The organism is Roseburia sp. AF12-17LB (assembly GCF_003479605.1).
GTDB lineage: Bacteria > Bacillota > Clostridia > Lachnospirales > Lachnospiraceae > Roseburia_C > Roseburia_C amylophila.
In genome coordinates, this window is record NZ_QUHR01000002.1 from 258,552 (window position 1) to 271,271 (window position 12,720).

Sequence of the window (12,720 nt, forward strand, 5' to 3'; positions counted from 1 at the left end):
ATTTCTTCTTATTTTAATATAGAAAGCGGATTATTTTCCTTCTGGAATTTTAAGGCAAACAAAGCTGCCCCATAGCATAAAATTCCAATCAGCATAAATATTACTTTACCGGAAATTATTCCAACGACAATCTCTGCTGCTGCAACAATTCCATGCAGCCAGACAGGAAGGTTATGCAGACATGCAGCAAGTCCCGCTTCAATCAACACCACAATACATACGCTCACTACCGGAATCTTCCATACCAGTATACCCAGTACAATTTCCAATACGGCAAAAACCACAAATACACATAACATAATCAGCGCGCTGTTTTCCTTTAATTCTGCAATCGTAAACTGACTGTTCTTCTTTGCATAATTTTTCTTTGCGCTGTTGATTTTCTTCTTCATATTCTTCTTACTGTCCTCAGTTTTCTTTCCCCCTGAAACAAATTCCTTCACTTCCATGAAAAAAACTTCCTCCTTGTAATGATTTCCCTTTTCATAAGCCGGTTCATCTTTCTCCGGTTCTTACACATCTACGCCCATTATACCAAGTAACCTTTGAAAGAACAACTTTTTTCAAAAAAACATTGCAAATTTATTTTTTTCTATATATAATATTATAGTATGATTTTAATAAATAAAGGGTTGTCTGAGGAAAATATTTTATTTCGCATATAACTAGATTATTCTGCTTCCGTGGCTCAGTTGGTAGAGCGGCGCATTCGTAATGCGTAGGTCAGGGGTTCGAGTCCCCTCGGGAGCTTTTTTTGTTGTCTAAAAATAATCTAAAAATAGTATTGACATTTCTCTTTCAATTTCTCATAATACTCCTTAGTGAGTTTATTATTATTAAACTTCAAATACATTATTAGCTTCATTTTGTAAAAACTATGTAAAATCACTTTTCATGGAAAGGAAGTACAAAATGGATATTGGAAATAAAATCAAGGAGCTGCGGATTCTCTACGGTCTCACCCAGCAGGAACTGGCTGACCGTCTGGAATTATCCAAAGGATTTATCTCCCAGTTAGAGCGTAATCTTACGTCTCCTTCCGTGGGTACACTTTTAGATATTATCCAGTGTCTCGGCACTACGCCGGCAGAATTTTTTGCAGATGATGAACCTGCACAGCTTGTCTTTAAAAATGAAGATTATTTTGAAAAAGAAGATGCGGAACACAGGAGCTTAATCGAATGGATGGTTCCCGGTGCCCAGAAAGATATGATGGAACCGGTACGTCTGACGCTGAAGCCCGGCGGCACATCAGACATCTATCTTCCACATGAGGGAGAAGAATTCGGCTATGTACTTAAGGGCTCCATTAAAATCATATATGGTACCCGTACTTATACTGCAAGACAGGGGGAGTCTTTTTATCTTAAGTCCAATAAAAAGCACCATATCGAAAATACCGGCAGGAAAGATGCCGTTCTTATCTGGGTTACAAACCCGCCAAGTTTTTAGGAGGTTATGATGGGCAAGAAATTAATACAATTAGAAAATATTACCAAAACTTATGACGGAAATATGATTTTGGATGACTTAAATCTTTATGTAAAGGAAAACGAATTCTTAACACTGCTGGGACCTTCCGGCTGTGGAAAGACTACTACCCTGCGTCTTATCGGTGGTTTTGAGACACCGGACACCGGACGTATTATTTTTGATGGAAAAGATATTACTTCTCTTCCGCCAAATGAGCGTAAATTAAATACCGTATTCCAGAAATACGCACTTTTTACCCATATGAGCATTGCAGATAATATTGCTTTTGGTTTAAAAATCAGTAAAAAAAGCAAGGCTTATATTCAGGATAAAATCAAATATGCCTTAAAGCTTGTAAACTTAGACGGTTATGAAAACCGCAGCATTGATTCCTTAAGCGGTGGCCAGCAGCAGCGTATTGCCATTGCCCGTGCCATTGTAAATGAACCAAAGGTTCTCCTTTTAGACGAGCCTTTGGGCGCACTGGATTTAAAAATGCGTCAGGACATGCAGTACGAACTGATTCGTCTGAAAAATGAACTTGGCATTACTTTTATCTATGTTACCCACGACCAGGAAGAAGCCCTTACCATGTCAGACACCATTGCTGTCATGAATCAGGGCTATATCCAGCAGATTGGTACTCCGGAAGATATTTATAATGAGCCGGAAAATGCATTCGTTGCCGACTTTATCGGAGACAGCAATATCATTGACGGTATCATGATTGAGGATAAATTAGTCAGCTTCTTAGGCATCAAGCACGAATGTGTCGACACCGGTTTTGGTAATAATAAACCGGTAGACGTAGTCATCCGCCCAGAAGATATTGAGATTGTAGAAGCCGGCACCGGTTTTATGGATGGTGATATTACTTCTGTTATCTTCAAGGGTGTCCACTACGAAATCGAAATTATGGCTGGCGGATATGAATGGCTTGTTCATACCACCAAATATTTCGAAACCGGAAGCCATGTGGGAATGAAGGTAATTCCTTTCAATATCCAGATTATGCATAAACCGGAATCCAGTGACGAAAAGGCGGTGGAACTCGATGCATAATGCCAGAAAAAGACTTTTAGCCGGACCTTATCTGGTCTGGATTATTGGATTTACTGTACTTCCGATTCTGATGATATTATATTACGCATTTACCAACAGTGACGGTGGTTTTACCTGGGCAAATATTGCTGCAATTGCAGACCCGGTACATATAAAAGCACTCCTGCTTTCCTTGAAGCTTGGTATCTTATGTACAATTGTCTGTCTCCTGCTCTCCTACCCGCTTGCCATGATATTAAATAGTCTTCATATCAAGCATCAGAGCTTTGTGGTATTTATCTTCGTCCTGCCAATGTGGATGAATTTTATGCTGCGTATTTTAGCATGGCAGATGTTACTTTCCAATAATGGAATTATCAATGGATTTTTTTCCATTTTCGGCATCCCGAAGCTTCATATGTTAAATACCCAGGGAGCCGTTGTATTTGGCATGATTTATGATTTTCTTCCATTTATGATTATGCCGATTTACAATTCCATAGTACGTATCCGCAAAGAAACCATAGATGCGGCAAGGGATTTAGGTGCCAACAGTTTTATCACCTTCTTCCGTATCATTCTGCCGCTTACTTTGCCTGGAATTGTCAGCGGAATTATTATGGTATTCGTGCCGGCACTTACCTCCTTTGTTATTTCAGACCTTTTAGGTGGAGGTAAAGTACTTCTCATTGGAAATGTTATTGAGCAGTCCTTCATGCAGGGTTCCTACTGGAATTTAGGTTCCGGACTTTCCATTGTACTTATGATTTTTGTTTTAATCAGTATGGCATTTATGAATCGTGCCGGTGAATCAGGAGGGCATGCAGTATGGTAAAGAAAAGTTTATCAAGAATTTATCTTGCAATTATTTTCCTGTTTCTGTATCTTCCGATTGGAGTTCTGATTGTACTTTCCTTCAACAACTCCCTCTCCCGTGTAAAGTGGGGCGGGTTTACGACAGAATGGTATCGTAATCTTGTTTCTGACCCGACTATTATGAATGCCTTTTATACCACGATTCTGATTACCGTTGCATCTTCTGTGATTGCTACAATAATCGGAACCATGGCAGCAATCGGAATCAGTGCCATGCGGAAAAGGAACCGTCAGATTATGCTTGGTGCAACTAACATTCCACTTCTGAATGCAGATATTGTTACTGGTATCTCCCTGATGCTGCTTTTTGTCCGCTTTACAGAGCTTGGAACATCAACCGTATTGATTGCACATATTACCTTTGACATTCCATATGTCATTTTAAATGTACTGCCTAAGCTTTCCAACACCTCATCCCATACCTATGAGGCCGCCAGAGACTTAGGTGCAACACCACTTTATGCATTTTTCAAAATTGTATGGCCGGATATCAAGCCTGGTGTATTCTCCGGTTTTCTGATGGCCGTGACAATGTCCCTAGACGATTTCTCCATCACCTATTTTACCAAGGGTGCCGGTGTCAATACATTGTCCACCATGATTTATACCCAGCTGCGTAAAGGTATTATTCCGGAAATGTATGCACTGTCTACGATTTTATTCTTCCTTGCACTGGTACTTCTTCTGATTATGAATTACCGCAGTGTCAAGGATGCGAAAGGAAGGTCTTAAGAAATGAAGAAATTCTTATTTTCATTTATGCTTATTGCTGGTCTCCTTACTCTTTCCGGCTGTGGACAGAAAGAGGATGAAAATGCACTTGTTATTTTAAATTATGGAAAATATATAGAGCCGGATGTTATCCAGCAATTTGAAAAAGAAACCGGTATTACCATCAAATACGAAGAATATGAAAGTCCGGAGGAAATGTATACCAAATACAAAGCGGGTTCCATCAAATACGATTTAATCTGTACCTCCGACTATATGATCCAGAAGCTTATCAATGAAGGTGAAGTCTTAGAAATGGATTATGATAATATTCCACTTTACGAAAACATCGACCCAACCTATGTGGAATTTTCCAAGGCCTTTGACCCGGAAACGAAATACACACTGCCTTATTTCTTCGGCACACTTGGTATTCTCTACAATAAAACCATGGTAGATGAAGCTGATATGGACAGCTGGAATGTTCTCTGGAATCCGAAATATAAGGGACAGATTATCATGGAAAATTCCGTCCGCGATACCTTCGTTCCTGCACTCCGGCTTTTGGACTATTCCATCAATACTACGGATGAAGATGGATTAAACGAAGCACTTTCCATGCTTTGTGACCAGAAAGATTTAGTCTACTCCTATCTGGTAGATTCTTCTGCCGATGAAATGATTGCCGGAAATGCTGCCATGGCTCTTATTTATTCCGGAGAGGCTGCCTATGCACAGGATTATAATGATGATCTTGATTATGTGGTTCCGAAAGAAGGTTCCAATATGTGGATGGACTCCTGGTTCATTCCCAAAACCTGCCAGCATAAGGATGCTGCAGAACAGTTTTTAAATTATCTCTGTCGTGAAGATATCGGTATGGAAAACTTTGACTATGTCTGGTATGCTACACCAAACACCGCTGTTTATGACGAACTGGATGAAGAGGTTCAGGAAAGTACTACTATTTTTTCTGATCAGGAAACTTTAGAAAACTGTGAAATTTTTAACAGTCTTGATGTCCCGGCTACAGAAACATATGACTATCTCTGGAAGAAATTAAAATCTTACTAAAATATTCTGGTCTCTAAAAGATTAGAAATTTTTTAGAAAAATTTCATATTGCGTTTCTTGTTATTCAAGACACAAGATGATATATTGAAAGTCCATTGGAATAATCCATGGACTTTCTTTTCTATTTATTCATTTTTACCATTTCTAACCAGGAGGTCTTTATGACATATCAACAATTTCTTACTGAAATCCAGTTACAAATTCATTCTCTGTTTGATACAGATGTTACGGTTCAGCTGCATAAAATTCAAAAAAATAATGGTGTTACTTTGGATGGACTCACTATTCTGCAAAAGGACTGCAACATTTCTCCCACTATTTATCTCAATGATTATTACAAAGAATATCAGGCGGGAAAAAGTATACAGAACATTATTTTGCATATCCGGGAAATTTACCGGGCTTACCGTCCCAGCAGCTCTGTCGATGTAGCATTCTTTACTAATTTTGAAAATGTACGGCACCGCATCCTCTTTAAACTGATTCACTATCAGAAAAATGAGGAACTCCTCAAAGAAATTCCTCATTTTCGTTATCTTGATTTTGCAGTTGTTTTTTATTGTCTTTTATCTAGCTCAAGTCAGGGAAATGCCACTATTCTGATTCGTTCCACTCATCTTTCCTACTGGAACGTCTCCGCAGATGAGTTATATTCTTATGCCTTAGAGAATACGCCGGCACAGCTTCCTGCTGATTTTGAACCATTAATGCCATTACTCAATAAGCTTATGCCAATGCCCTTTCCTGCCGATAGCATGGAAGAAGAATCCGAAACACCGCTTTATGTATTAACCAATAAAGCCAGACTCTATGGTGCTTCCTGCATTCTCTATCCAAATCTTTTAGATTCCATTGCAGATAAGCTCACATGTGATTTTTATCTGATTCCAAGCAGCATTCATGAATTTCTGATTCTTCCTGTTCTGCCCGGAACCTGTATACAGGATTTAAATGCTATGATTCATGAAGTAAATTCTACTCAGGTTGAGGAAGAAGAAATCTTATCCGATCACGCTTATTTCTATTCCCGCTCTGAAAAGCTTCTTACTTCTATGCCAGAAGAAAGGACTACAATCTAGCATATAATTTTTCATATTCCTTTGCAGAACTGGACCAGGAGAAATTCTGCTCCATGCCACGTCTTGCGATATCCAGCCACCCGGTCCGGTTCTCATGGAATACCTGATATGCATAAAGAAGACTGTCACGCATTTCATGAGCATTATAATTTGAAAAAGTAAAACCTGTTCCGGTATGCTGATACTCATTATATGGCTCTACGGTATCCTTTAAGCCACCGGTCTCGCGAACCACCGGTACTGTTCCATAACGAAGGCACATCAACTGGCTCAGACCACAGGGTTCAAATAAAGATGGCATCAAAAAAGCATCTGATGCTGCATAAATTCTATGTGCTGCTTCTTCGGAATACATAATATTTGCCTTCAGTCTGTCCGGATACCTGCTCTCATAATAACGGAACATATTCTCATAACGTTCCTCTCCGGTTCCTAAGGCAACAATCTCAAATTTACCGGAAGAAAGCAGTTCATCCATCATATAATCTACCAGTGCAAATCCCTTCTGCTCTGTCATTCTTGAAACAATTCCAACTAACATCACATCATCCGAATACGGAAGATTCATATCCTTTAAAAGTGCCTGCTTATTTTTCCGCTTGCCCTCTTCTAAATCATTGGCATCATATAAATAAGCAATCTTTGGATCCGCTTTCGGATTATATTCATTATAATCGATTCCATTAATAATACCGCTTAATTTATAGCTGTTACTGCGAATGAGACCATCCAAGCCTTCGCCACCATCCGGAGTTGTTATCTCATAAGCATATGTAGGACTTACCGTTGTTACAGCATCTGCATATACAATACCACCCTTCAGATAATTGCCCTCTCCATAGGATTCTAATTTATCCGGTGTAAAAAGAGCATCCGGCAATCCGGTAATATCTTTTACTGCTTTTAGATTCCAGCGCCCCTGGAACTGTAGATTGTGTATCGTAAATACCGTTTTCATATTCTGGTAAAATACATTTTTCTTATAGATATTCTCCAGATATACCGGAACCAGTCCCGTCTGCCAGTCATGGCAATGAATAATATCCGGCTGGTAATTCATATGCGGCAATGCTTCTAATACTGCCTTTGAGAAAAATGCAAATTTTTCTACATCTTCGTAAATATTATTATATGGTCTGTCTCCCGCAAAATAGAATTCATTATCAATAAAATAATACTGGATTCCATCTTCCTTTGCCTCCAGTATTCCTACATATTGTTTTCGCCAGCCCAAATCTACATAAAAATGCAATATATGATGCATTTTCTTACGCATATCCTCACGGATACACATATACTTCGGCAGCATGACGCTGACTTCATATTCATTTTTTGAAAAATATTTTGGCAGTGAACCTGCTACGTCTGCAAGGCCGCCTGTTTTGATAAATGGAACTGCCTCTGATGTAACAAATAATACCCGCTTCATTTCTGTTACCCCCAAATCTGATACCCTTTTTACAAATACGCAGTGCATCTTTCGCTGCGCTTTCTTTCGCAGTGCATCTCGAAAACCATTGGTTTTCTCGATGTACGGGCATTCGCCCTATCTACGCTCACACTCGCAAATCCGCTGCGCTTTCTTTCGCAGTGCATCTTCGAAAGCCTACAGCTTTCTCGATGTACGGGTATTCGCCCTATTTACGCTCACACTCGCAAATACGCACTAACGTGCTCTTCATTCTGCTTCGCAGAATATTTGCTCGTTAACGCCGCAAGAAAAACAAATGTCTGCTCTGCAGCCGCTTGTTTTTCTTATGCGTCTATTATACCACGTTATGGGGGAGCGGAAAATACCTAAAATGTCTGATTCAGATACTATATTTTGCTGCCATTTTTTGTAGAAACCACCCTTTTAATACGCTTTATATTCCAGGCGGATTCTGTCTGCAATCAGTGCTATAAATTCTGAATTTGTCGGTTTACCTTTTCCATTGTTTATCGTATACCCAAACAGCTCATCAATCGTGTCCATTTTGCCACGGCTCCATGCCACCTCTATTGCGTGGCGGATAGCACGTTCTACGCGGCTGGCTGTTGTCTGATATTTTTTTGCGATTGTCGGATAAAGTATTTTTGTAATGGAATTAAGCATTTCAATATCATTTACCGACATAATAATTGCTTCACGCAAATACTGATATCCTTTGATATGTGCCGGAACTCCTATTTCATGTATAATATTTGTCACCTTACTTTCCAGATCCTCCGGTTTTGCCGAAGGCTTTTTCTCATATGCTCCGACTTTTTTTGATTCCGCAGCATTCATTCCCCGGAGCACTCTTGTACTTTTTATCCGATTGATAATCATATCATTATCGAAGGGCTTCATAATGTAATAATCCGCCCCCAGATTAAATGCATCTTCTGTAATCCGGTCCTGTCCTACCGCACTGATAATAATAAAACTAGGACATTTTCTTATGGATTTATCTTTTTTTACTTTTTCTAACAGTGCAAGTCCGTCAAGTTTTGGCATAACTATATCCAATAAAACAACATCCGGCTGTTTATGTTTGATAATCTCATATGCTTCGACCCCGTTCTTTGCCGTACCAACCACCTGCAAATCCTTATCGCTGGCTACGATTTCATCTAAAAGCTGTACCATTCTCTCGTTATCATCTGCAATTGCTACATTTAATTTTTCCATGTCAAACCTCCTGCCGTTTCCACTCTTTTGTACAAAGATGAAACTACTTGTATTTAAACACAACTTTTCTGTCGTTTCAAGCTAAAGCGTTCATCTTATTTCGACATCAATATTGCCCGGAAGACAACGGCTGCCTTCTTCCCCTTATACATTTTGTATCATAATTATATCCTGATATAAATTATGTCGAAACATGTCGTTAAATTATAAACTGTTTTTTCTTATGGATTCGACGTTTTCCCCATCTCTAACATATCCTCAATAAAAATACCATACCCCTTCTTTGCATCATCGACGAACACATGGGTAACTGCACCTATCAGCCTTCCGTTCTGAATCACCGGGCTGCCGCTCATTCCCTGTACAATACCTCCGGTGCTCTCTAACAGCGCCGCATCCTCTACTTCAAATAAAATACTTTTGTTCTCCTTATTCTTCCGATAATTAACTTCCGTAATTCTTATCTTATAATGCGCTATCGTTCCGTCGATATCACTGATAATTTCTGCTTCTCCAGGTTCAATATCCTGCTTATAACCAACCGGATAAGCTACGGCATTTTCCAGCAAATTATTTTTTTCATGTAATGTTCCATAGATTCCTCGTTCGCAGTTCTCCTCAATATCTCCCATACAATATTTTTCTTCATAATTAATGACTCCTGATAATTCACCCGGTTTACCGGATTCTCCTTTTACGATTCCCACCAGTCTGCTGTTATAAAGTTTTCCCGTCCCCACTTCCAGCATACTTCCGGTATCCATGTCTGTTACCGCATGTCCCAGTGCCCCATAGCTTCCATCCTGGCTGATATAGGTAAGTGTTCCGATTCCTGCCAGATCATCCCTTACCCAGACTCCTAATTTATACGTTTCTTCTTTTGACAATTTCGGCTGTATATATAATTCTAATGTTTCTCCATTTCGACGTATCCGAAGCACTAAAGATTTTCCTTCACATTTATCGACAGCATCCATTAACGCCTCCTTATTTTCAAGTTCTACACCATCTACTGCACAGATATAATCTCCACTCTTTAAAACATTCTGTGCCGGTGCATACAGTACTCCATCCATCCCTTCAAAATTTCCCGTTCCGATGACAAAGATGCCATCCGTCTGCACATAAATACCAATATTTTCCCCGCTGGCATAGACCTCCTGCTCCGCTACAATATCTGCCTGCACATCCTTTATGGGAATAATTCCAAAGAGCTTCGCTCGTAAAACAACCGTATCTGAAACCATATCTATTTCATTTCTTTCGTCACCGGCCTTGTCCATGCTGCTTTGCAGCTGCTGATTTTCCATTACAGATGTATCGATAAATCTCTTTCCGGAATCCCGGCATTCGAAGGTCACCGGCATGGAAATGTCCAGTTTACTTAAATCACCATCGATAAGTTTTACTTCATCCGGAACCATATTTAACATAAGCTGGTAAGCAAATACCAGCCAGACAATCACTATAATCTGCCATATGTTTTTTATGCTTTTTCTTATTAATCTCATCCGCATTATATTTTCCTCACTACAGGCATAATAACTACAGGAAACTCTCTTTACAGCTTTCCCGCGTAAAATAAAAACAGGATATTCATTGAATATCCTGTTTTTATTATGTGTATTATTGTTTGATTCAATCGTTTATTTTTTAGCATTTTGTGCCAGGTTAAGCATTTCTCTTGCACTTTCCAATACGGTGTCTGTAATCTTCACTCCACCAAGCATTCTTGCTAATTCCGTTACCTGCTCATCCTCGGTGAGTCTTCGTATGGTAGAAATGGTTGTCTCATTTTCTACGGATTTTTCAATACTGAAATGGGCATCTGCCATTGCAGCAATCTGCGGCAGATGTGTGATGCAGATTACCTGATGATGTTCTGCAATCATATGCATTTTTTCAGATACCATCTGCGCCGTCCTTCCGCTGATTCCTGTATCAATTTCGTCAAAAATCAAGGTTTCTATTTCATCATTTTTAGCAAGCACTGTTTTTAATGCCAGCATAATTCTTGATAATTCTCCACCGGATGCTACGCTGCCAAGTGGTTTTAATGGCTCTCCCGGGTTGGTTGCAATGACAAATTCCACTTCATCAAAGCCATCTGCTCCAAAAGTCTCTTTCTGTTCAAATTTCATTTCAAAACGAACATCTAAGAAGTTCAAATCTACTAACTGCTCCCTGATTTTTTCTGCCAGTTCCTTCGTATATTTTTTGCGGATTGCAGATGCTTTTTCTGACTGCTTCTGCAATGTTTCTTTTAATGCATTTTCCTGTTGCATAAGCTTCTTATGATATATATCATAATTCTGCAGCTTCTCTGCTTTTTCCTTTTTTTCCTCTAAGGATGCTAAAATTTCATCTATCGTATGACCGTATTTTGCCTTCAGATGATTGATTTCATCCAGACGCTGTTCTGTCCCGGCAAAAGTCTCATCATCAAATTCAGCCTCATCCATATAGTCTGCAATTTCCCGGTTCAAATCATTCAAAAGATTATCAATTTCCAAAAGTTCATCTGCCATCCCACGAATTGCATCATCATAATCTGCCACAGATGACAATTCTCTATGAGCTCTTCCGGTCAGCTCCGATGCACTGCCGTCTTCCATGCTGAGTAATCCATGGGCTGCATGAATTGCTTCCATAATTTTCTTTCCGTTCAGAAGCTTCCGGTATTTTGTTTCTAAAACTTCATCTTCGCCAGCTGTTAATGCAGCTTCTTCAATTTCATGGATTTCATATTCTAAAAGAGATAATTCCCGCATCCGGCTCTCTTCATCCAGAGAAGCTTCTTCTAACTCTTTCGTAACTTCACGGTACTTTTTATAAGTTTCTTTCAACTCACTTTTGATGTCCGACAGTTCATTTCTTGCATAATCATCAAGGATTTCTAAATGCTTCTGTTTCTTAAGCAGCGACTGGTGTTCATGCTGTCCATGAATATCAATCAGCAACGCAGAAACTGCTTTCATCTTTGATGCCGGAACACTTTCCCCATTGATTTTGGCAATGCTTCTTCCTCCGGAAATCTTTCTGCTTAAAATCAGCATATCATCCTCCGGATAAACATCAAGCCCGGAAAGTGCTTTCTTTAAAGCATCTGATTCTACATCAAAAATCAGCTCCACAAAGGCATTCTCCTCATTATCCCTTAACATCTCTTTGGATACTTTTTCTCCCAGAGCCAGATTAATGGAACCAATGATAATTGATTTTCCGGCTCCAGTCTCTCCGGTCAGGATATTTAAACCTTTTTCAAAATCGACTTCCGCCTCATCAATGAGTGCCAGGTTCTTAACATGCAGGTTTCTTAACATATTTTCTCCTTCTACTCTCTCTCGTCTTCCTCTCTAATCTTCCATAATCCGGCGAAGACGTCCCATTAACGCTGTGGTATCCTCTACGGTACGGACAGCGCACATAATTGTATCATCTCCAGCAATGCTTCCTACTATTTCATGGCAATCCATGGCATCCAATGCTGCCGCAACTGCCATTGCCATTCCGGATACCGTCTTAATCACAAGAATATTCTGTGCCATATCCATAGATACAAAACCATCCCGGAATACACGGACATACTTTTCTGTCATGTCTTCCTTATTTTCAGATAAAGCTACATATTTCTGACGGCCATTGCTCAATGCTACCTTAGTCAGTTTTAACTCTCTGATATCCCGTGAAACCGTTGCCTGCGTCACATGATATCCTTCCTGCTCCAACTTTGCAGATAATTCTTCCTGTGTGCCTATCTCATTCTTCTGAATTAATTCCAGAATCTTTGCATGTCGTCCTATCTTCATTACA

The 12,720-nt window shown here is 39.5% G+C and carries 12 protein-coding genes and 1 tRNA gene; 7 read left to right on the forward strand and 6 right to left on the reverse strand.

All coding sequences use genetic code 11. The annotated features are described in order from the left end of the window. Positions 1–8: 8 nt before the first annotated feature. Complete coding sequence (locus tag DWV68_RS03885; protein WP_117698570.1) at positions 9–449, reverse strand: hypothetical protein; 441 nt, start codon at positions 447–449, stop codon at positions 9–11. A 228-nt stretch (positions 450–677) separates the two neighbouring features. Here DWV68_RS03885 and DWV68_RS03890 point away from each other — a divergent pair. From DWV68_RS03890 to DWV68_RS03920, 7 genes are all read left to right on the forward strand, one after another. Next, positions 678–750 (forward strand) — tRNA-Thr (locus DWV68_RS03890). A gap of 162 nt (positions 751–912) precedes the next feature. After that, positions 913–1,452: a helix-turn-helix domain-containing protein gene (locus tag DWV68_RS03895; RefSeq protein WP_022243215.1), complete on the forward strand. Its 540-nt coding sequence runs from the start codon at positions 913–915 to the stop codon at positions 1,450–1,452. A gap of 9 nt (positions 1,453–1,461) precedes the next feature. Next, positions 1,462–2,535, forward strand: coding sequence for a spermidine/putrescine ABC transporter ATP-binding protein (potA, locus tag DWV68_RS03900; protein ID WP_118665083.1), 1,074 nt, complete (start codon positions 1,462–1,464; stop codon positions 2,533–2,535). Continuing rightward, a complete protein-coding gene (locus DWV68_RS03905) occupies positions 2,528–3,349 on the forward strand; it encodes an ABC transporter permease (RefSeq protein WP_118665085.1) in 822 nt (273 codons plus the stop codon). The genes potA and DWV68_RS03905 overlap by 8 nt, the downstream gene beginning before the upstream one ends. Continuing rightward, a complete protein-coding gene (locus tag DWV68_RS03910) occupies positions 3,343–4,122 on the forward strand; it encodes an ABC transporter permease (RefSeq protein ID WP_117698573.1) in 780 nt (259 codons plus the stop codon). The genes DWV68_RS03905 and DWV68_RS03910 overlap by 7 nt, the downstream gene beginning before the upstream one ends. Positions 4,123–4,125: 3 nt before the next feature. Then, the gene (locus DWV68_RS03915; protein ID WP_118665087.1) at positions 4,126–5,175 is read left to right on the forward strand and encodes an ABC transporter substrate-binding protein; all 1,050 of its coding nucleotides are present in this window, start codon (positions 4,126–4,128) and stop codon (positions 5,173–5,175) included. Positions 5,176–5,336: 161 nt separating this feature from the next. Next, positions 5,337–6,254 carry a DUF5688 family protein gene (locus DWV68_RS03920; RefSeq protein ID WP_118665089.1) on the forward strand — a complete coding sequence of 306 codons (918 nt, stop codon included), beginning with the start codon at positions 5,337–5,339 and terminating at the stop codon, positions 6,252–6,254. Here DWV68_RS03920 and glgA read toward each other — a convergent pair. The 5 genes from glgA to argR all read right to left on the reverse strand — a co-directional run bounded on the left by glgA (position 6,244) and on the right by argR (position 12,716). After that, on the reverse strand, positions 6,244–7,683 hold the full coding sequence (glgA, locus tag DWV68_RS03925) for a glycogen synthase GlgA (RefSeq protein WP_117841123.1): 1,440 nt from the start codon (positions 7,681–7,683) through the stop codon (positions 6,244–6,246). The two genes, DWV68_RS03920 and glgA, sit on opposite strands and share 11 nt — an antisense overlap. Before the next feature lie 426 nt (positions 7,684–8,109). Next, positions 8,110–8,907 (reverse strand): sporulation transcription factor Spo0A, encoded by a 798-nt coding sequence (gene spo0A / locus DWV68_RS03930; protein WP_117698575.1) that lies wholly within the window; start codon positions 8,905–8,907, stop codon positions 8,110–8,112. Between the two features lie 221 nt (positions 8,908–9,128). Then, positions 9,129–10,418, reverse strand: a complete 1,290-nt coding sequence (gene spoIVB / locus DWV68_RS03935; RefSeq protein WP_197420809.1) for a SpoIVB peptidase — start codon at positions 10,416–10,418, stop codon at positions 9,129–9,131. A 135-nt stretch (positions 10,419–10,553) separates the two neighbouring features. Continuing rightward, positions 10,554–12,230, reverse strand: a complete 1,677-nt coding sequence (gene recN / locus DWV68_RS03940) for a DNA repair protein RecN (protein WP_118665093.1) — start codon at positions 12,228–12,230, stop codon at positions 10,554–10,556. A gap of 33 nt (positions 12,231–12,263) precedes the next feature. After that, positions 12,264–12,716: an arginine repressor gene (gene argR / locus DWV68_RS03945; RefSeq protein WP_022243225.1), complete on the reverse strand. Its 453-nt coding sequence runs from the start codon at positions 12,714–12,716 to the stop codon at positions 12,264–12,266. Between the last annotated feature and the right edge of the window lie 4 nt (positions 12,717–12,720).